The following is a 20,836-nucleotide window of genomic DNA, read 5'->3' as shown; positions in this document are numbered from 1 at the left end:
TTGAATTGAACGCACAACTTTCCATAGTCGCCGTGTCCTTGAGTGTCATGGCATACGCATCAGTGCTGTCTTCAACCGTTTTATCAGCGTGGGACTTTCCAGGCATGCCAGTGGGGTGATGTTGTCCAGTGCCGGAACCTTTTGCCCGATCCACCACAACCCCTCCTCAAGGCCCCGTTTCCCGCGCAGTATCACTGCCATGTCGAGATGGCCGCCCAAGGCCTTGGCCAGTTCACGCGCATCGTCGTCAAGGTAGTCTTCTTCATACAAGGCCACTGTGCTCTGCCAGTCCGCGTCACCCGGGTATTCGTTTTCCAGTCGTTCCATGTTCAAAAACCTGCAAAGGAGATCAAGTTGCTGCCGGTCGGGTTGCGTGCCGATGGCGCCAGGATTCCATCATAGCCGTTGGCCTTGGCCCAGTTGCCGATCTGATGGGTCTCGGTGTACTTCGAGCCGGTGATGCTTTTAAGGCTGACCCCTAGCTGTTTGCGCACATCGGCGCGGGTCAGGTCCAAGACATTATTGAGCTGCACTTTCTTGCTGACCAACACCCGTTTGGACAGGTCGACCTTCCAGTGCGTGACCTCGCCCAGCGCGGTTTTCCGTGAGTTCGCGCCATACACCCCGCCGACGCCTTTGGTGGTGTAGCGGTGTGTGGACTCCACATTCCACTTGTGCGCCTGCCAAGTGGTCCCGATGCGCCCCGGTTCCTCGAACCGATACACGGTGCGACTGACCTTGCGCCCCTTGGGTGGGCTGGAGCATTTCATCAGGCCCAGCGGGTCAATCCAGCTCAGCGGGTTGGGCGCATATTGATAGAGATTCAGGCCGCCGGCCAGACCGATGGGGTCGGGTGTGGTGAAGCGCCCGATATCCGGGTCATAAAAGCGCAGAGTGTTGTAGTGCAGCCCCGTTTCCCGGTCCAGATACTGGCCCTGGAAGCGCAGGTTCTGTTCTTCGATGAAATAGGGTTCTCGGCTTTCCTCGACGGTATTGCCCCAGACTTCATAGCGCGCTTGCCACACCGTATGGCCGTCGCTCTCGGTGAGGCGTTCGGGCAAACCGTTGAGGTCGTTGTGGTAGTAGCGGATTTTTTGAAGGTCACCTGTGCCATCGATACGGGCCAGTGGTTCGTAGCCCTCGTCGGCATAGATATAGAGGCTGGTCTGCTGATTGCAGTGCTCCTGCACGAGTTGCAGCGCGTCCCAAGTGAAACGTGTCTGGCTCCGCTGCACACCGTTGCGGTCGTAGATGGTCTTGGCGGTGCGCCGGCCCAGCGGGTCATAGGTCATGATGACCCAGGAACCGTCATCGTTGTGCACCTGTGCCAGCCGTTGCTCCGCGTCGTAGCTGAAGCGTTGGGTGCCGCGCCGAAGGCTGCGCTTTTCAACCATCCGGCCAAAACCGTCATAGCGGTAATGTTTGTCCTGGTAGGTCAGCAATCGGTTGTTGGCGACCTGTCCTGAGCCGTCCAGCAGGTTAGCCGCCGGGTCGTAGCGGAAGGCTTCCCGTTGGCCCAAGAGGTTGTCCTGGCTAGCCAGAATGCGGCCGGTAGCGTCGTAATGCAGCAATTGGCGGTGTGCCGCGCCGGGCTGGCTGTCGTAGCGTTCGACCAGTTGGTCGCTGTCGTCATAGCCCAAGCGTGTCTGCGCCGGTGGATGTAACAGCGAGTGGTCCGGTTGGCGGCGCTGGCGGACACGCAGACGTCCACTGCGGTCATATTCGCTACGCGTACTGATACGGCCCTGGGTGCGCAGCACTTCGCGGTGCAGACGGTCCCGCTCGAAGTCACTGATGACCTGCCCATCCAGGTTGACCTGATGCAAGTGCCCGCTACCGTAGCGCAGGCGGTTGAGCCAGCGGCCGTCGGGAAGTCGGGTCTGGGTCAGGTTGCCCAATTCGTCGTAGAGATGCTCCAGGCAACCGGCGGCGCTTTGTTCGAGGGTCAGCTGACCGAGGGCGTCATAACCGAAGCCCAGGGTTTGCTGCTCGCCATCGTGCCCTGTAAAGGTGATGGCTGTGACTTGGTCGAGTTCATCGTAGCGGTACGTCGTGCAACCATCTACGGTGCGCTTGGCGATCAGCCGGCCTGCTGCATCCCGCTCCAGATCATGAATGATGGCGGGCTCGGCGTCGGACGATGCGAGGGTTTCTACCTGGGTGACATTGTCCAGCGGGTCGTACGTGTACCGTTTTCGACAGCCGTCCAGGCGCTGTTCGAGCGTCAGGCGATCACCGTCGTCCCAGTCGAATCGGTAGTGCTCACCATTTTCGTTGGTCAGGCTGTGCAGGCGGCCATAGACGTCATGGCTCAACTCCACACGGCGGCCATGGGCGTCGATGCGCTGGCGCAACTGGCCGTTCGACGAATGCTCGAAGCGCGTGGTGTGGCCGGCAGGGTCGCTGTAGCCGATCAACTGGCCGCTGGCGTCACGCTGATAGTGCTCGCTGCGCCCATCGGGCAACTGCTTGCTGATCAGTCGGCCCTGATCGTCATAATTGAAGGTGGTGCGTTCCCCGAGCGCGTCGGTACTGGCCAGCAGCAAGCCTCGCTTGCAGTAGCTCAAACGGGTGGTAAGGCCCGTACAGTCGGTGTGCTCGCTCAATTGACCCAGTGGGGACCAGCGCAAGGTCTTGCGCTTGCCGCTGGCGTCGATGATCTCCCTGACTTGGCCGTGTCCGTCATAGTGATAGACCGTGCGGTTGCCCAGTGGGTCGGTTTCGCGAATGCAGTTGCCCCGCGAGTCGTAATCGTACTGCCAGGTATTGCCAGCGGCATCGGTCTCCGCCAGTGGCAGCGCCCAGTGCTCCAGCCACAAGGTCGATTCACTGCGCCCCAGGGGGTCGAGGGTCTCAGTCAGGTTGCCGGCATCGTCGTAGCTGAACTGATAATGCCCACCGAGAGGGTCGGTTGCGCCCAGCAGTTGGCTATCATCATTCCACCGGAAGGCCCAGGTTCGCCCCAGTGCATCGGTGGACGCGATGATCTGGTGTCGCTCATCCCAGTGTCGACTGCTGACGCGCGCCAGCCCGTCGGTGATACGGGTGATGCCTGTATCCAACGCATAGTCGAATGTGTAGGTGTCCCCGGCCTCCGTCCAATGCCGGACAACACGCCATTCAAGGTCGTCAACCTTGGCCCACTGATAGAAGCAACGAAGGCCGGTGGGCAATTGATGCTCGACCATGCGCCGCCCGGCATCATAGGCAAAACGGCGCTTCACGTGCCCGTCGGACTGGCGTACAGAGGCCAGGTCGCCACGGGCGTCGTAGGCGTAATGCATCAGTACTTCACGGTGTTGGTCGGGATACAGGCGTTCGATTCGGCTGACGCGATGGGGCCAAGTGTTGTCGTACGTCAGCTCGACCCTCACCAGGCCAAAGGTGTCACGCAGGCCCTGCAGGCGACCATCGTCGTCATAGTCGAGGTGGATTCGGTTGTCGTTGCGATCTCCCAGTTGGCTCAGGCGTAGCAACGATGCGTCCTGTGGCGCCGGATCGAATAGCCGGTACAAGCCGTCTGCGCTTTCGATCAGCCACTGGCCGCTCAAGTGACGCTTGACGCTGAGGCCTTCGCCAGCGCTGAACACGGCACCCCCCAAAGGGATCGAACCCATGTCGATACGTCGACCCTGCTCGTCGATGTACAACGCGTAGTCGCCCCCTTCAAGGTGAGGCAGCAGCTGCACGCTGACTTCATAGGGCACACTCCAGCCGGCACCAAACAAGCCATCGCGGCGTTCATCCCGGCTGTTGTAGAAGCGCTGCCAGTCGATGGGCATGATCCCGGGCAAGGCGAAATCCAGCTCCTCGGGGCCGCCCAGCACTTTGGCCCCCGTGCTCGCGTGCACCGGATTGGAAGAGCCCATGGCGGCGTTGGCCAGCGCGCCCATGGCCTGACTGACCACAAACGAGTTGACGCCTGCCAGCAGCATGCAGGGAAGATTGCTGAGGAACTTGCCTTTACCCCCCTTGAGCATCATCAGCGCGGTGACGGCCAGGCCAACGCCCGGCGTCTTGCCGCTGCGGATCTCGCGCACCACCACTGAGCCCCCGCCGATCGTCACATTGGGCGAAATCAGCCCCGACGACACCACGGTGGCGTCGCAGGTGCTCCGGTCACCGCTGCGTACCGCCGGTTGACCGTTGACCGTGACCTTTTCCGAGCCTTCGGCCAGAAACTGCGGCGGCATCGGCGGGTGTTTTGTGCAGGTCACCACGTCCAGCGGTTTAGGGACTGCACCGGGCGCTGGCGTGGCGACGGTGGGGCGCCACATTTGCGCAAAGAACCCTTTGGCCATGTCCAGGTAGCCGGGCTCTTCGCTGTGTTCCGGTGCTGGCGGCGTTGTTTCGGTTTCGGTGCCCGCAGGTGCAACGTGGGAGGGCACGACGCCGGCCGCGCGCGCAGCGGGCAAGGCGTTGATCAGTGTGTCGGTGGACCCGCTGAGGATTGTGGCCATGACCGAGGGAGGGAACAGCGCGTTGCCGATTCCCTCGCACATGGCGCTCAACCCCTTGTCGGCCCCGGTCTTGCTCATGGCGATGCCGACGATGACGCCGACTACCGCCCCCAGCACGCAGGCCCCCAGTCCACCGGTCGCGACGGTAATGCCGGTAGCCGCCACCACCGCAGCGGTTGCCAGCGCGGTAATCGCCACGTTAGCCGCCACTTCCAGCACGCCGCCGAGGATGTCCGCCATGACAGAGGTGTGGGACAGCCCATCGCCCAGGCGCGCAGCCCAGAGCAGTGCGTCAGACATGCAAAGGCCGCTTCACTGGGGGACGTCGAACACGAGCGAGCTCTTGATCGTCGACCAGTGCGCCGCCTCGGCGTCCCCAAGCTTGTCAGCCTTCACATAACTCAACGCAAGCATCTTGCGCGTACCCGGCAACACCAGCGCCAGTTGGTACTGGAACACCTTGTCATTGCCCTTATTGAACTGGCTGCGCAGCTCAATGCCTTCCACTTCTTGAGCCGCGCCCAGGCGCACGTCCACACCCGGTTGATAGCGCAAATCCTGCACCTGTTTTTCCAGGCGCTGGAGTTGGTCATTGAAGTTGCTGTGCAGGGTTTCGCCTTCGGCCAGCAAGCTGCGGCTGACGATCAGGGACGTCCCCAATTCAGGAAACTTGAGGATATTGATCGTCGCGTCCTGCAGCTCACCCGCAGGCAGTTGAAACTGAAATTCGTTGATCCGGTACGTCATGGCAGACAGGTCTCGTCAGGAACTTTTAGGCGCGGGGAACGCGGCTTTAATGTTGGCGTCGATAGCGCCTTTCTGGCCCTGGCCATCGGGCGTGGCACCGGGGCCGCCGCCGTTGTTCAGGTGCAGCACGCCGCCGGTGTTGAACTCGGCGTCGCCGCTGGCGTAGAAGCTGATTTGCACGCCGGTGAGGTTGATCTGCCCGCTCGCATTCAACTCCAGGATGCTTTCACCGCAGACCAGGCGCAGGTTCTCGCCCACTTCGATGACGTAGCTCTGGCTGATGCTGTCGGTCTTCCTCTGGCCCACCGAGAGGATGTCTTCCTGCTTGACGATGCGCAGGCGGTTGTTGCCGATGGTCACCGTCTCGTTGTGGCCGATACTTTTGTTACGGTCATGCCCCACGGAATGGCTTTCGTCGACTTCGACGACAATGTCCTGATTCCTCTCGGCATGGATATACAACTGCTCCAACCCCTTCTTGTCCTCCATGCGGATTTCATTGAAGTTGGCCGGCGTGCCGCCTTTGCTGGATCGACTCTTCATGCCGCTCTGAGTCGCGTTTTCCGGCAGGTCGTAGGGCACCGTCTGCTCGGCGTTGTACACGCGGCCGGTGATGATCGGCCGGTCGGGGTCGCCTTCGAGGAAGCTCACAATCACTTCCTGGCCGATCCGGGGAATCTGCATCGAGCCCCAGTTCTTGCCGGCCCAGGATTGCGACACACGAATCCAGCACGAGCTGTTTTCGTTGGATTGGTCGTGACGGTCCCAGTAGAAGTGCACCTTCACGCGGCCGTATTGGTCGGTCCAGATTTCTTCGCCTTTGGGGCCGACCACCAGGGCGGTCTGCGGGCCTTTGACGATAGGGCGGTGGGTGTTGGCCAGTGGGCGGAAGCTCTGCTGGGCGTCGATGCAGGTGAGGCTGCTTTCGAATTGCGCCGACCCCGAGCCGCCGCCGCTTTCCAGGCTTTCCTGGACGATGTAGTAGCGGCAGCCGACGATCAGGTATTCGCGGTTCTGGTCCTGGCGGCTGAAGCCGGTGAGGCTGAACAGATGCCCCGAACCCAGGCCCCGTGCATTGCCGCTGAACTCGATCTGTTCGTGCAGGGTTTGCAGGGCTTCGATGCGGGTGCGCGCATAGTGCTCGCCGTCTTCGCTTTGCACGTAGGTGCCGGGGTAGTCGTACAGCGGATAGTCGCCGGCGGTGTGCGGGCGCGGCATGGCCGAGCGCACGTCGATGCTGGCGCTGGGTCGCTGGAAGTCGTAGTCGTTGAGCTCCAGCGAGCCTGGCTGCACTTCCTGCGCCAGGTGCCAGTTGTGCATGTGGTCGCGTTCGCGCTGCTGCTCGTCCTTGGGGTAGTACGGGATCGACGCGTAGCCGGGCACGGTGGTGTGGGCGCCATAGGCGTCGGCCAGCACCAGCACATGGCGGTCCTGTTCGTGGCGGAAGAAGTAGTAGATGCCTTCCTGTTCCATCAAGCGGCTGACGAAATCGAAGCTGGTCTCGCGGTACTGCACGCAGTATTCCCACTCGCGGTACGGCCGGCTCAGGGCGTCTTCGAAGTCGGAAAAACCCAGGTCGCGAAACACCTGCTTGATGATCTGCGGAATGCTCAGGTTCTGGAAAATCCGGCAGTCCGACGTGCGGCTGAGCAGCCACAGCCACGGGCGCAGCGTCACCTGGTAACTGGCGAACTGGCCCTGATCGATGTTCTGGCTGCACCGCGCAACGATGCCGTGGAAATGCCGCTCGCCGCCGTCCGCCAGTTGCAGGCCCACGCTCATGGGTTTGCCGAGCAACTGGTTGAGGTCGATGTTGGCGTCCAGGGACGTCAGTTGCAGTTCGTAGTTGAACAGCCTGCCCAGCTCTTCACCGCCGCCCATTTCATTGAGCAACAGCACATCCGGCCCGAGGGGGCTGGTGATCTTGGCCAGGCGTGAGGCTTGGTTGAATAGCATTGGGCGTCCTGTAAAGGTCTTGATTACTGAAGGAACCGAATCCAATGTGGGAGCTGGCTTGCCTGCGATAGCAATTGAACATTCAACATTTATGTTGACTGATACACCGCTATCGCAGGCAAGCCAGCTCCCACATTTTGACCGTGTTCCGTCAGGTCAATCTGCGTCGCTGAAGTCGTAGTGCAATTCATTATCCCGACTGCTGATCCGCACCCCCGCCAACGCCTTGCCTTCGAGCATGCGCGTGAGGAATTCACGGCTCATGTCCGGCAGCAGGCTGTTGGTCAGGATGGTGTCGATCATGCGCCCGCCGCTTTCGGTTTCGGTGCAACGCGAGACGATCAGGTCGACCACCTCGTCGTCGTAGACGAAGGCGACTTTATGGGTGTTCTCCACGCGCTTCTTGATGCGGTCGAGTTGCAGGCGGGTGATCGCCTTGAGCATTTCGTCGCTCAGCGGGTAGTACGGAATCGTCACCAGTCGGCCGAGCAGCGCCGGCGGGAAAATCTCCAGCAGCGGCTGGCGCAGGGCCTTGGCGATTTCTTCCGGCTCCGGCACGTTCGCCGGGTCTTTGCACACCCGGGAAATCAGCTCGGTACCGGCGTTGGTGGTCAGCAGGATCAGGGTGTTCTTGAAGTCGATCACCCGGCCTTCGCCGTCTTCCATCACGCCCTTGTCGAACACTTGGAAGAAGATTTCATGCACGTCCGGGTGGGCTTTTTCCACCTCATCCAGCAGGACCACGCTGTAGGGTTTACGCCGTACCGCTTCGGTCAGCACGCCGCCTTCGCCATAGCCGATATAGCCCGGTGGCGCGCCCTTGAGGGTCGACACGGTGTGGGCTTCCTGGAATTCGCTCATGTTGATGGTGATGACGTTCTGCTCACCGCCATACATGGCTTCGGCCAGGGCCAGGGCAGTTTCGGTCTTGCCCACGCCGGAGGTACCGGCCAGCATGAACACGCCAATCGGCTTGCTCGGGTTGTCGAGGCCGGCGCGCGAAGTCTGGATCCGCTTGGCGATCATCTGCAGGGCATGGTCCTGGCCGATGATGCGTTTTTTCAGGTGCTGGTCGAGGTTGAGCACCGTTTCCAGTTCGTTGCGCGCCATGCGGCCGACCGGGATGCCAGTCCAGTCGGCGACCACCGAGGCCACGGCCTGGTAGTCCACGGTCGGCAGGATCAGCGGGGTTTCGCCTTGCAGTGCGCTGAGGCGCTGTTGCAGGTCGACCAGTTGCTCGCGCAAGGCGTCGTCGCCACTGTCTACGGCGCCGGCTTTCTCGCGCAAAGTCGCGCGGGTAGCGAGCAGTTCGTCCACCAGGGTTTTCTCTTCGGCCCAGCGGCTTTCCAGCGTGGCGAGGCGCTCACGTTCAGCGCTCAGCAGCGCTTCGCTGTTGGTCTGGCGCGCACCAATCGCAATACCGATGGCATGCTCGCGGGCGATGATTTGCAGCTCGGTTTCCAGCGCTTCGATGCGACGGCGGCTGTCGTCCACTTCCGCCGGCACCGCGTGCAGGCTGATGGCGACGCGTGCGCAGGCGGTGTCCAGCAGGCTCACGGATTTGTCCGGCAACTGACGCGCCGGGATGTAGCGGTGGGACAGCTTGACCGAGGCTTCCAGCGCCTCATCGAGGATCTGCACCTGATGGTGTTTCTCCATGGTCGAAGCCACGCCGCGCATCATCAGCAGCGCCTTGTCTTCCGACGGCTCGGCAACCTGCACTACCTGGAAGCGGCGGGTCAGGGCCGGGTCTTTCTCGATGTGCTTCTTGTACTCGGCCCAAGTTGTGGCGGCCACGGTACGCAAGGTGCCGCGCGCCAATGCAGGCTTGAGCAGATTGGCCGCATCGCCAGTGCCTGCAGCACCACCGGCACCCACCAACGTGTGGGCTTCGTCGATAAACAGGATGATCGGCTTGGGCGACGCCTGCACGTCCTCGATGACCTGGCGCAGGCGCTGTTCGAACTCGCCTTTCATGCTGGCGCCGGCTTGCAGCAGGCCCACGTCGAGGCTGCGCAGTTCCACGTCTTTGAGTGCAGGCGGCACGTCGCCGGCGACGATGCGCAGGGCGAAACCTTCGACCACGGCGGTCTTGCCCACGCCAGCTTCGCCAGTAAGGATTGGGTTGTTCTGGCGGCGGCGCATCAGGATGTCGACCAGTTGGCGGATCTCTTCGTCACGCCCCACGATAGGGTCAAGCTTGCCGCTGCGTGCCTGCTCGGTCAGGTCGACGGTGAAGCGTTTGAGCGCTTCCTGCTTGCCCATCGCGCTCGGCGCCATGGCACCGCTGGCTTCGCCCGGCACGGCGCCGGCATTGAAGCCATCGCTGGCGCTCAGGGCGTTTTCCGGTGAGTCACCGACGTATTCGTCAAAGCGTTCGCTCAGGGCTTCGGCCTTGATCTTGTCGAACTCCGACGACAGGCCCAGCAACGCATTGCGCAGGCTCGGCGTCTTCAAAATACCCAGCACCAGGTAACCGGTACGCACCTGGCTTTCGCCAAACATCAGGCTGCCGTAGACCCAGCCGCGCTCCACGGCTTCTTCCACATGGGACGACAAGTCAGTGATCGAAGTCGAGCCGCGCGGCAGGCGGTCCAGGGCTTCGGTCAGGTCACGGGCCAGGCGTGCCGGTTCCAGGTTGAACTGGCGGATGATGCGATGCAGGTCCGAGTCCTGCAGTTGCAGCAATTGATGAAACCAGTGAGCCAGTTCCACATACGGGTTGCCCCGCAGCTTGCAGAACACGGTGGCGGCTTCGATGGCCTTGTAGGCCACGCTGTTGAGTTTGCCGAACAGTGCGGCGCGACTGATTTCACCCATGCTCTGGATTCCTTGAGGTGGTGGCCTGATCGGCGTAATGCCGGGCCAGGATTAGGTCGTTGGCGTCGTGCGCAGGGCTACCGAGCCAGGTGTTGAAGCCCAGGCGGAACTGGCCGTTGAGTTGCAGCGCCGGGACTTCGGGTTGTTGCAAAACCAGGTTCAGGTCCCAGTCCAATTCATGGCCCAGGTACTCGGCCACCCACGCCACCAGCTCGTTGAACGGCTGATGGCCGGGCAGCATGCCCATGTAGTCATCCAGCTTGAGCGGACCCAGGCGGATACGGAATTTGTGCTGGCGGTCCCACACGAAGCTGCCCAGGCAAAAGTCCACACCCAGCCTGTTGGCGCTCACGCCCACGCGGCTGCGTTCGGGCAATTCCAGCCATTGGCCGACGTATTCTTCTATCTCCACCGGCAGGCCGAAATACTCGCCGAGGATCGCCTTCAAACCGTCCGGGTAACGGGTTTGCGCCGATAGGTGGCCGCTGTAATGCAGCTTCGCGGTATCAGGGATGAGTCCCTGATTGAGCAGGCTCGGCATCCCACGACCGCTCAAGGCCGCCAGGCGTGCAGACCAGTAATCATCGTCCGGGCGGTCGTGGCTGACCGTCGGCCGTGCCTCGGCCCAGGCCCGGTAAAACAGGCTCAGCAGGCGATGGTGGAACACATCCAAAAACTGCTTGCTGGTGCTGTCAGCGTTGTTGCGCTGGCGTTCGCGTACGTATTCGGTGATATGCAGCGGCAACGGGCCGTTGGGGCCGCCGAGGCCAAAGAAGAATTGCTCCAGTCGCGCCGGCTTGCCATCGCCACCCGGATCGACCGAGGCCAGTGTGGCCGGGGCGAAGGTGCAATCAGCCTGCTGGCCCAGGCGCAACGGGTCATCCGCCAGGCGCAGGGAATGGCCCAGGCGCGGCAGCTCGGGCGATTCACACTCGATACGCCGCAGCGCCTGGAAGAAATCGTATTCCCAGGGCGCCTGATGCATCGCATCAAGGGTACTCACAGGGTCGGACGACGTCCGGGCTTGGCTTTCCATCGCATGATCTCGCCGCGTTCGGTGGTACGGATCACCGTCTCGGTAAAACTGTTGATCGACACGTAGCGTGCCAGGAAGCGTTCCAGTACTGCACCCAGCAGGAACACGCCGGTGCCGCGAAACGCGTTTTCATCAAATTCCAGAGTGATTTCCAGGCCACGCCCAAACACAATCGGGCCGGGCATGGGCAGGCGTCGGGTCACGGCTTTGCTGCTGACTTCGCGCAGGCCTTCGATCTGCAATTGCAGGGCTGCGTCGTTGCTGTCGCCATACAGGCGCAGCAGTTCGCGCAAGGCTGCCGCGCCTTGGCCCTGTTCGCTCAGGGACAGGTAGTTGAGCGAGAGTTGGCTGATCAGGCGCCAGGCCTTGGCGTCATGGGCGTGGCTGGCGCGAGGGCGGCTTGGGCCTGCCACACACCGCACGGACAACACCGGGGCGCTGTCGGCCAGGGTGAAGTCGGTCTTGCCGTTGCCCACGCTCATGAACAACGGCAAATCGCGGTTGGTGCACAGCGCCGTCACGCCGAGTTGGCGCAGGTCATGGCGGTACGGCGACTGCCGGCTGTCCACCAGGCTGACAAAGGTTTCGCTGCCCACGTACGTGGAGCGCGGGCCGTTGCGGCGCTGGTCGCTGGACAGCACGCGCGGCTCACGGCGCACCGTGTAATAGGCCTGGTCGCGGCCGTAGCGGGATGGATCGCGTACCGCGTAGAACGGCAAAAACGGCTGTTCCGGCCCGGTGCCGTGGCCGGTGATGCCGCTCAAGGAGTGAATCTCGAAATCCATCGGACGCGTGCGGTCAGCGATCACATGGTGTTCGTTGACGCGGTCAGACAGGTGAATACGGTCCACCCGTTTCGGGAACAGGTTGATCGCCGGGGTGCAAAACGGCAGGAACTGCGCCGCGCCGACGCTGCCTTCCAGGCTCGGTTCGTGGCGGTCAAACAGTACGATCAGTTCCAGCTCCTGGCCGTCGCAGCGCTTGACCGCACGGCTCAGTTCGGCGAATTCGACGAACAGGAAGCGATGGGGCAGGGCGAAGTATTCCTGCAACAGGCGATAGCCCTGGAACGCGCGGGCAACCACCGGCATGGCCGCGTCGGCATCGTCAAAACCACGGGAACGCAGCGCGTCTGGCGGCAGGCGCTCGACCCAATCGCCACCGGGTTTGCGCGCGAACACCGCGCAGGCGTTGCCCAGCAACTGTTCGTAAAGGCGAAACGGTTGCTCATCGGCACCGCTGAGGTACAGCGGCAGGTTATCTAGGTCCAGGCTGTTGAACGGCAACTCGGCGCCGGTGCGCAGGGTCAGGCGTAAGCCCGCTTTGGCCTTCGGCTCGCTCGCAGCCAGGCGCCCGAGCACGGCGGCGGGGTTGCCGAAGTACTCGGCGTTGCTCACCTGCAACGGCCACAACGTCACCGGGTGGGCGGTGCGGTACTCGCAGCAAGTCTGGGTTTCACGGCCCAGCGCGGCACGCAATACCGTGTCGCGGGGCAGGGGGAAACCGCTGGCCAGCGAGCCTTCGTCCGGGTCGGTCTGCAATTGCACCACGGTCATCGACGGCGTCGGTGCCAGGTAGTGCGGGTAGGCGATTTCCAGCAGGTTATGCGTGAAGGTCGGGTACTCGGCGTCGAGCTTGAGCTGCACGCGGGCCGTGAGGTAGGCAAAGCCTTCGAGCAAGCGTTCGACGTACGGGTCGGCGCAGTCCATACCGGACAGGGTCAGCCGACTGGCGATCTTCGGGTATTCCTTGGCGAACTCGGCGGCGCTTTCGCGCACGTGGTGCAGTTCCTGGTTGTACAGCTCCAGCAGGCGCGGGTTCATGGGCGTCTCCGCTGGTCGGCGTTGACCACACGTACATGGCCGGACTCCAGGTCCAGGTCGGTTTGCAGCAACAGGCGCAACGGCACCGGCTGCGCCCACAGGTCGCCTTCGATCTCGAAACTCAGCGCGTTGTGGTTCATCTCGCCATGGCCGACGCGGGCTTTGACGCGCAGGGTGTGGCGCAGAATGCGTGGCTCAAAAGTGGCAATAGCCTGGTAGATCAAGGCTTCAAGCGCCTTGATGTCCACGCTGGAAACGCTGTTGCCCGCGAGCGCCGGCAGGCCGTAATTGACCACCGAGGTACCGGCCGGGGTGTGCAGCGTGGCGTCGGCATCCAGCAACGACGTGGTGTTGAGCAGCCACGCCAGGTCGCGCAGCACCGAGGCTTTTAATTGGGTCAGGGACAGCACGCGTTTGTCGGCGCTTTCCTTGGGGTTGGTTGGGTCGTCGTCAGTCAGCCGGTCCAGCAGGGACGGTTGCAGACGGTCGCGGGAAGCGATTTCAGTTACCACCAAAGCAGCTCCACGGACGGGTTGTGAGGGGACAGTTTTTCAGCGGGGCGGATGCTTGTGGCCATGGCGCGAAGCCATGGCCACAAGGGCTATCAGCGCTTGGTGTTGGAACGGATGTTCCAGCCAAACTTGATCGCGCCGCCGTCTTTGGTGCCGTCGGCTTTCTGCGGCTGGTAATCAACCATCACTTGGGCGAAGTTCAGGGTGACGTTCTCGGTCAAGCGGTCATCGGTGCCCGAACCGCCGGTGCTCAGCGAGGTGACCAGCACTTCTTCCAGGTTGATCACCATGTACTCGACCTGGCTTTCGCCACCGGCCTTGCGCACGGTCAGCTTGACCTTGTCGATGTGCTTGCCGCTGGCGCAGTGCATCATCAGGTTCGGCGAAGCCTTGTCGACGTATTTGGTCAGCGACAGGTCCTGGATATTCACCTTACCCGCGCCGCCGCCACCGCCAACGTGCATGTTGCCGGACTGGGCCATGCCCCAGCTCCAGTTCAGTACGTCGATTTCGTCCTTGTGGGCTTTGTCCATGGACTCGCCCTTGATGTCGCCGATCTTGATGAAAATATCAACAGCCATGTTTTCTCCCTGTGTGGCCCAAGCCACGAAATTTGGTTAAGCCCAATGGGGCTTTGCTTTTCTGTGGGAGCTGGCTTGCCCGCGATGCAGGCGACGCGGTCTGACTGGCAGACCGCGTCGCCTGCATCGCGGGCAAGCCCGGCTCCCACAGAGGAGCCGGTTCATGAGTCAGTTAGGCGCTTTTAGCGGAAGGCAGCTTCGATACCAGGCGCAGCGACACGGTCAGCCCTTCGAGCTGGTAGTGCGGGCGCAGATAGAACTTGGAGTTGTAGTACCCCGGGTTGCCTTCCACTTCTTCCACGATCACTTCGGCGGCAGCCAATGGGTGCTGGGCCTTGGTGGTTTCGGTGGAGTGCGCCGGGTCACCGTCCACGTAGTTGAGGATCCAGTCCTGCAACCAGCGTTGCATCTCGTCCTTCTCTTTGAAGGAGCCGATCTTGTCGCGCACGATGCACTTCAAGTAGTGAGCGAAACGGCAGGTGGCGAACAGGTACGGCAGGCGCGCGGCCAGGTTGGCGTTGGCGGTGGCGTCCGGATCGTCGTATTCGGCCGGTTTCTGCAACGATTGCGCGCCAATGAACGCGGCGAAGTCGGTGTTTTTCTTGTGCAGCAGCGGCATGAAGCCGTTCTTCGCCAGTTCCGCTTCACGGCGGTCGCTGATCGCGATTTCGGTTGGGCACTTCATGTCCACGCCACCGTCATCGGTAGGGAACGTGTGGGCCGGCAGGTTTTCCACTTCGCCGCCGGACTCGATGCCACGGATGCGCGAGCACCAGCCGTAATGTTTGAACGAACGGTTGATGTTCACCGCCATCGCGTACGCGGCGTTGGCCCAGGTGTACTTGGAGCTGTCGGCACCGTCGGTGTTTTCTTCGAAAGCAAAGGCTTCCACCGGGTCGGTCTTGGCGCCGTACGGCAGGCGTGCCAGGAAGCGCGGCATGGTCAGGCCGATGTAGCGCGAGTCTTCCGATTCACGCAGCGAGCGCCAGCCCGCGTATTCCGGGGTGGTGAAGATCTTGGTCAGGTCGCGCGGGTTCGACAGTTCCTGCCACGAGCCCATGCCCATCACGGTCGGCGAAGCCGCAGCGATGAAAGGGGAGTGCATGGCGGCGCAGACTTTCGACAGCTCGCCCAGCAGCTCTACGTCGGGAGGCGACTGGTCGAAGTAGTAGTCGCCCACCAGGCAACCGTACGGTTCGCCGCCGAACTGGCCGTATTCTTCTTCGTACATCTTCTTGAAGATCGGGCTCTGGTCCCACGCGGTGCCCTTGAATTTCTTCAAGGTCTTGTGCAATTCGGGCTTGGAGATGTTGAGCACGCGGATCTTGAGCTGCTCATCGCTCTCGGTGTTGTTGACCAGGTAGTGCAGGCCACGCCAGGCGCTTTCCAGCTGCTGGAAATCCTGATGGTGGATGATCTGGTTGACCTGGGCGGTCAGCTTGGCGTCGATGGCGGCGATGATCGATTCGATCGACTTGATCGCGTCATTGGACACCAGGTCGGTTTGCGCCAGGGCCTGTTCGGCCAAGGTGCGCACAGCGGTTTCGACGGCTTCGCGGGCACGCTCGGTCTTGGGCTTGAATTCCTGCAGCAGCAGGTTCGCGAACTCGCTGGCTTCTTCGGTCTGGGTACCCAGGATCTGGGAGCCTTCGCGGGCGGTATTGTCAGTCATGATTACTGGTCCCCTGCAGGCTTAGGCGCGCTGGCAAGTGCCTGAAGCAATGCCGGGTCCTTGATCGCCTTCATGATGATTTCTTCAGCGCCGGTCTTGCCGTCCATGTAGGTCAGCAGGTTGGCCAGCTGGGTGCGGGCTTCGAGCAGTTGGTTCAGCGAGTCGACCTTGCGTGCCACGGCGGCCGGGCTGAAGTCGTCCATGCTTTCGAAGGTGATGTCCAGGCTCAGGTTGCCTTCGCCGGTCAGCTCGTTCGGTACGTGGAAGGCCACGCGCGGCTGCATGGCCTTGAGGCGTGAGTCGAAGTTGTCGACGTCCACTTCAAGGAACTTGCGGTCAGCCACCGCCGCCAAAGGCTCGGCAGGCTTGCCGGCGAGGTCGGCCATCACACCCATCACGAAGGGCAGCTGGACCTTTTTCTCGGCGCCGTAAAGCTCGACGTCGTACTCGATCTGCACTCGAGGCGCGCGGTTGCGCGCGATGAATTTCTGAGAACTTTGCTTCGCCACGTTGCTGCTCCTGGTCGCTTGAGCGACGGTGTTGTTACTGGACTGCCGGGCGGCTTACTCGCCGTCCGGGCCGCGCAGGTTTTCAAATTGGGACATGCCGTCGGGAATCAGATTGCGCACGATGGCCGCGAAGTCGGCGTGCACCAGATGCTTCGCCCGGTTCAACAGCACCGGCAACGGGCTCGAAGGCTCGTGCCGGGTGTAGTACGCAAGGATCTTGTCGAGGCTGCGCAACACATCGTCGCGGTTGGCGATATCGCCAGCGGGGCGCGGTGCTGCGGGGGCGGCGGCGAAGTCGACCGAGGGGGCATTGTCGTCACTGACGGCCTCGGGTTCGCTGCTGCTGTCGGCGCCAGGCACCGCTTGATTGAGTATCTGCAACGCCTGTTTAAGCGGCTGCTTCAAGGCACTGAGGTCCACGCCCTGGGCGGAACCGACCTGATCATTGACTTGCTGTTCGATGGCTTCGCACGCCGCACGCGCTGCAATCAGGGCGTCACGGGTGGCTTGCAGTTGCTCGGGGTCGCTGTCGAGGAACGCGGCGGTGAGTTGCTGGGCGCCGAGTTGTTCATCGGGGAAACTCAGCAGGCCGCTGGCGTTGAGCGCAGCGCGCAGGCTCACGGGGCCGAAAGTGCGTGAACGCGTGAGGATGCTTTCGCGCAGCAGGCGAATGTTGGTGTCGCAGGTCAAGCCGGTGAGGGCGTTGATGCGCACAGTGGGGTCGTTATCGTCGTCGGCATCCAGACGCGGGTGCAGGTCGGCCCAGTAGTCGCGCAGCAACGCGTTGATCAGTGTCAGGGCTTCGGCTAAGCCAGCCACGCCCTGCAGGGCGAGGGAGCTTTGCAGCAGGAAATGGGTGATGCGCAGGTCTTTGCTGCGCGCCAGCAAGTCGAGGCTTTGCTGCTGGATGCTGCGCCATTCCGGCGGTTCAGCGGGCAGGGTGGAGTCGCCCATGCTGCGCTCGGGTTGGCCCTTGGCATCACGCTCCAATTGCAAAAATTGCGCGTCATATTCCATGTCTTCGCCACACGGCGAAGTCGTAGAAACGGCGGTGAGCAGCAACGGCACATCCACTGAAATCGATCTCCCTATCAGCCCGTTAGATGACGGGCAATTCATGCGTTAGTTGCGCGAGGAACTTTGCATGTTTTCTTGGTCATATAGGCGCACTGCTATTAATGTGCCATTACTGGTATTCAAGAAGTTGTGCATTTTTGGTGTAGTACTTATGCCTTGTCAAGGTAAGCTATTCGCCCTCTGTGACAGATGTGCGGTGCTTAACAACCTGGGCGACTGGTGGGTCGAACGACGCACCGGGGCAGGATTTTTGTCACAGAGCCCAGTTAAGATCAGCGATCATGCTGGCATTGGCAGGTTATAGGGTCGGTTGCTCGACCTGATGAGGATATCCCGGAGGCGCAGTTCCGGGAATCGACCGCGCGCGAAGTATCAGCAAGGAGGCAAGATGTCGCTGTGTTTGACTATCACTAGTTATCACAAGATTACCCCTGGGCAATGCTCCGAAAAGTCCATGAACCAGGGCGCGATTGCTATCGGCCGCAGCTCGGAAAATGACTGGATCCTGCCTGACCCTGAGCGCCTGGTTTCCTCGCAACACTGTGTTATTCAATACAAAGACGGCCGTTATTACCTAACCGATAACAGCACTAATGGTGTGGAGTTGGTTAAAGCGGGTGTTCGTATGCGCCGGGGTAACAGCGAGCCGCTGCAAGATGGTGAGTTGATCCGTATCGGCGATTACGAGATCCAGGCACGTATCGATTTCAACGTGCAGGCCGTCGAGAGCCAGCCGTTTGCCGGTGATTCGCCGAACAGCTTTGAAGCGCTGCTGGGCGCCGTGGTGAGCACGCCCACGCCAATCCCAGCACCGGTTATCGCGCCCCAGTTCCAGGGCGCTTCGTCGATGGACACCCTGCCGGACCTGTTTGACTTCCTCAGCCCCACCGCCGTGCCGCCGCCGACCGTGGCGGATCACGTGCCTTCTGAACAGCATGACTTCCGCCCGCCGACGCCCGTCACCGTGCCAGTGGTCGAGAAACCTGTGGTGTCAGGTTCGGTGATTCCTGAGGATTGGGACCTGCTTGGCGATGCGCCGGCGCCGGTGGTCAGCGCACCACCCACTCCACCGCCCGCGCCGGCGATCCAGCCGCCACCCGTGGTCGAGCCTGTGCTCCCAGTGGCAGACAGCCAACAACCCGATCTCCTGCAAGCCTTCCTGCGCGGTGCTGGTCTCGATCAACTGAGCCTCGATAAAACCCAGGCGCAAGCCCAGATGGAAAGCATCGGCCGCAGCTACCGTCTGATGGTCGAAGGCCTGATCGACGTGTTGCGTGCCCGCGCCAGCCTCAAGGGCGAATTCCGCATGCAGCAGACGATGATCCAGCCTGCAGAAAACAATCCGTTGAAATTCGCCCCGAATGCCGACGAAGCGTTGCTGCTTTTGCTGCGTCACGGTAACCAGGCGTTCATGGCACCGGACCTCGCCGTACGCGACAGTTTCAACGACCTGCGTGCCCACCAACTGGCGGTGATGGCCGGCGTGGAGGCGGCGATCAAGCACCTGCTCAGCCGTTTTGAACCCGCGCAATTGGAAGAACGCATGGGCAAGCCCGGCGGGCTGTCGAGCATTTTCAACGGCTCGCGCCAGGCCCAGTACTGGCAGCAGTTCACCGAGCTCTACAGCAATATTTCCCGCGAGGCCCAGGAAGATTTCCAGGACCTGTTCGGCCGCGAATTCAGCCGGGCCTACGAAGAACACAGCGCACGACAGCGTCGCTAAACCCGCGCCGCAACACATGGATTAACGGATAGCTAAGTACGTCATTGAGGACGCAGGATGATTCCCAGGTTTTTACTCGCAGTCGCCACCTTGCTACTGCTGACGGCGTGTGCCAAAGACGCCGCGAAACCCGAAGCGGTGGCAGAAGCAGAGGCCGATACAGCTGCTGTCGAGCTGCACTTCCACGCGATCAACGGGCTTAACCCCGGCGCCAACGGCCAGGCCGCCCCGGTGCGGGTGCGTATTTTCGAGCTGAAAAACGCCGCCACCTTCGCACGCGCCGATTACTTCGCCCTGGCGGATCGCGCGCAATCCACGCTCGGCCTGGACCTGCTGGACCAGGACGAAGTGATGGTGCAGCCCGGCGAGCAACTGAGCATCCAGCGCGACCTCGACCCGTCCACGCGCCAGATCGGGCTGTTGGTGGGCTATCGAGAGTTGGACCGCGCGCAATGGCGCACGGTGATCAACGTGCCCGCGCGCCAGTACACCGAATACCAGATCAGCCTCGATGTACGTGCCGTGCGCGCCGACGTCGTGGTCTCCCCATCCAGCCCTGCCCAATAAGAAGCAATCGGAGCCCCCATGTCCTGGAACAATCGCGTGGTCTGGTCGGAAGGCATGTTCATTGGAACGCAGCACTTCCAACAGCATGACCGTTACCTGGAAAACCTGATCGACGCCCGCAGCCGCCCGTTGTCCGCAGGCGCCTGGGGGTTTTCCGAGTTGCTGATCGATCAGGGCCTGCTGGCCCAGGGCAAACTGGCAATCGTCTCGGCGCGCGGCCTGTTGCCCGACGGTACGCCCTTCAACATCCCCCATGATGACCTCGCGCCGAGCCCGCTGAATATCGACGACAACCTGCGCGACGGCCTGGTGTACCTGGCCTTGCCGCTCAAGCGCGCCGGCGCCCGCGATACCGTGGACGAAGGCGAGGCCCTGGAAGCCGCGCGTTATGTGAGCCAGGTGCGGGAAGTACGTGACGACAACGCCCCCTTCGAAAACCGTGCGCCAGTGGCTGTCGGCTCTCGCGCCCTGCGCCTGTTGACCGCCCAGGATGGCGTCAGCGATTACGCCGCTATCGGCCTGGTGCGCATCAAGGAAAAACGCGTCGACCGTGCGCTGGTGCTCGACGACACTTACATCCCGCCCGTACTGGACGTGGCCGCAAGCAAACCGCTGACGGCGTTTCGCAGCGAGCTGCTCGGCCTGCTGCACCAGCGCGGCGAAGCCCTGGCCGGCCGCGTAGTTGCCTCGGGCGCGGGTGGTGCTTCGGAGATTGCCGATTTCATGCTGCTGCAATTGGTCAACCGGGCCCAACCGCTGATCCAGCATTTGAGCCAGTTGAGCCCGCTGCATCCTGAACGCTTCTTCAGTGAATTGGTCAGCCTGGCCGGCGAGTTTTCGACGTTCTCGACCTCGGGCCGGCGCCCTCAGGAATACCCGCACTACCAGCACGACGACCTGGTGCTGAGCTTCGCCCCGGTCATGGCCGCGCTGCGTGAAGCGCTGTCGATGCTGATCGACAGCAAAGCCACGCCGATCCCGATTGTGGAGAAAGCCTATGGCATCCACGTGGCGATGCTGGCCGACAAAACCCTGATCGACAGCGCCAGCTTCATCCTGGTGGTGCGCGCCGATGTGCCCGGTGAAACCCTGCGCGCGCGCTTCGGCCAGCAGAGCAAAGTCGGTTCGGTGGAGCACATCCGCGACATGGTTAACCTGCAACTGCCGGGGATCGGCCTGTTGCCGTTGCCGGTGGCGCCACGCCAACTGCCGTACCACGCAGGCTCGACGTATTACGAGCTGGATCGTGGCAGCGAGCATTGGCAACAGCTGAGCAATTCCGGCGGTTTCGCTTTCCACATCGCCGGGCAGTTCCCGGGCTTGAACCTGGCCTTCTGGGCGATCCGAGGATAA

At 62.1% G+C, this 20,836-nt stretch carries 15 protein-coding genes; 3 read left to right on the top strand and 12 right to left on the bottom strand.

Going from position 1 to position 20,836, the window contains the following annotated elements; all coding sequences use genetic code 11:
- Positions 1-45: 45 nt before the first annotated feature.
- The 12 genes from HU722_RS00335 to tssA all read right to left on the bottom strand — a co-directional run bounded on the left by HU722_RS00335 (position 46) and on the right by tssA (position 17,190).
- A complete protein-coding gene (locus HU722_RS00335; RefSeq protein WP_065875503.1) occupies positions 46-327 on the bottom strand; it encodes a hypothetical protein in 282 nt (93 codons plus the stop codon).
- Between the two features lie 2 nt (positions 328-329).
- Positions 330-4,760, bottom strand: coding sequence for an RHS repeat-associated core domain-containing protein (locus tag HU722_RS00330; RefSeq protein WP_065875502.1), 4,431 nt, complete (start codon positions 4,758-4,760; stop codon positions 330-332).
- Positions 4,761-4,772: 12 nt separating this feature from the next.
- Entirely contained in the window at positions 4,773-5,207 is a 435-nt protein-coding gene (locus HU722_RS00325; RefSeq protein ID WP_065875501.1) for a DcrB-related protein, read from the bottom strand.
- A gap of 15 nt (positions 5,208-5,222) precedes the next feature.
- The gene (locus HU722_RS00320) at positions 5,223-7,163 is read right to left on the bottom strand and encodes a type VI secretion system Vgr family protein (RefSeq protein ID WP_065875500.1); all 1,941 of its coding nucleotides are present in this window, start codon (positions 7,161-7,163) and stop codon (positions 5,223-5,225) included.
- Between the two features lie 156 nt (positions 7,164-7,319).
- Entirely contained in the window at positions 7,320-9,983 is a 2,664-nt protein-coding gene (gene tssH, locus HU722_RS00315; protein ID WP_065875499.1) for a type VI secretion system ATPase TssH, read from the bottom strand.
- Entirely contained in the window at positions 9,976-11,019 is a 1,044-nt protein-coding gene (tssG, locus tag HU722_RS00310) for a type VI secretion system baseplate subunit TssG (protein WP_065875498.1), read from the bottom strand. The genes tssH and tssG overlap by 8 nt, the downstream gene beginning before the upstream one ends.
- A complete protein-coding gene (tssF, locus tag HU722_RS00305; protein WP_049710907.1) occupies positions 10,983-12,842 on the bottom strand; it encodes a type VI secretion system baseplate subunit TssF in 1,860 nt (619 codons plus the stop codon). Before tssF ends, tssG begins: the two co-directional genes overlap by 37 nt.
- Positions 12,839-13,354: a type VI secretion system baseplate subunit TssE gene (tssE, locus tag HU722_RS00300; RefSeq protein ID WP_005792513.1), complete on the bottom strand. Its 516-nt coding sequence runs from the start codon at positions 13,352-13,354 to the stop codon at positions 12,839-12,841. The genes tssF and tssE overlap by 4 nt, the downstream gene beginning before the upstream one ends.
- A 92-nt stretch (positions 13,355-13,446) precedes the next feature.
- Positions 13,447-13,935, bottom strand: a complete 489-nt coding sequence (locus tag HU722_RS00295; RefSeq protein ID WP_005792512.1) for an Hcp family type VI secretion system effector — start codon at positions 13,933-13,935, stop codon at positions 13,447-13,449.
- Positions 13,936-14,107: 172 nt separating this feature from the next.
- Positions 14,108-15,607 (bottom strand): type VI secretion system contractile sheath large subunit, encoded by a 1,500-nt coding sequence (gene tssC / locus HU722_RS00290; protein WP_065875497.1) that lies wholly within the window; start codon positions 15,605-15,607, stop codon positions 14,108-14,110.
- 2 nt (positions 15,608-15,609) lie between these two features.
- Positions 15,610-16,116 (bottom strand): type VI secretion system contractile sheath small subunit, encoded by a 507-nt coding sequence (gene tssB, locus HU722_RS00285; RefSeq protein WP_003231688.1) that lies wholly within the window; start codon positions 16,114-16,116, stop codon positions 15,610-15,612.
- Positions 16,117-16,170: 54 nt separating this feature from the next.
- Positions 16,171-17,190: a type VI secretion system protein TssA gene (gene tssA / locus HU722_RS00280; RefSeq protein ID WP_065891304.1), complete on the bottom strand. Its 1,020-nt coding sequence runs from the start codon at positions 17,188-17,190 to the stop codon at positions 16,171-16,173.
- 391 nt (positions 17,191-17,581) lie between these two features.
- On the opposite strand from tssA, the gene tagH reads away from it, so the two are divergent.
- Genes tagH through tssK form a run of 3 tightly spaced genes read left to right on the top strand, consistent with a single transcriptional unit; the run spans position 17,582 to position 20,836 of the window.
- Positions 17,582-18,916, top strand: a complete 1,335-nt coding sequence (gene tagH / locus HU722_RS00275; RefSeq protein WP_065891305.1) for a type VI secretion system-associated FHA domain protein TagH — start codon at positions 17,582-17,584, stop codon at positions 18,914-18,916.
- 57 nt (positions 18,917-18,973) lie between these two features.
- Positions 18,974-19,483, top strand: coding sequence for a type VI secretion system lipoprotein TssJ (tssJ, locus tag HU722_RS00270; protein WP_065875494.1), 510 nt, complete (start codon positions 18,974-18,976; stop codon positions 19,481-19,483).
- A gap of 18 nt (positions 19,484-19,501) precedes the next feature.
- Positions 19,502-20,836 carry a type VI secretion system baseplate subunit TssK gene (gene tssK, locus HU722_RS00265; protein WP_065875493.1) on the top strand — a complete coding sequence of 445 codons (1,335 nt, stop codon included), beginning with the start codon at positions 19,502-19,504 and terminating at the stop codon, positions 20,834-20,836.

Origin of the sequence: Pseudomonas tritici, assembly GCF_014268275.3 — a bacterium.
GTDB lineage: Bacteria > Pseudomonadota > Gammaproteobacteria > Pseudomonadales > Pseudomonadaceae > Aquipseudomonas > Aquipseudomonas tritici.
The sequence above is the reverse complement of the archived record's forward strand: the minus strand, read 5'-3'. Positions and strand labels throughout refer to the sequence as shown.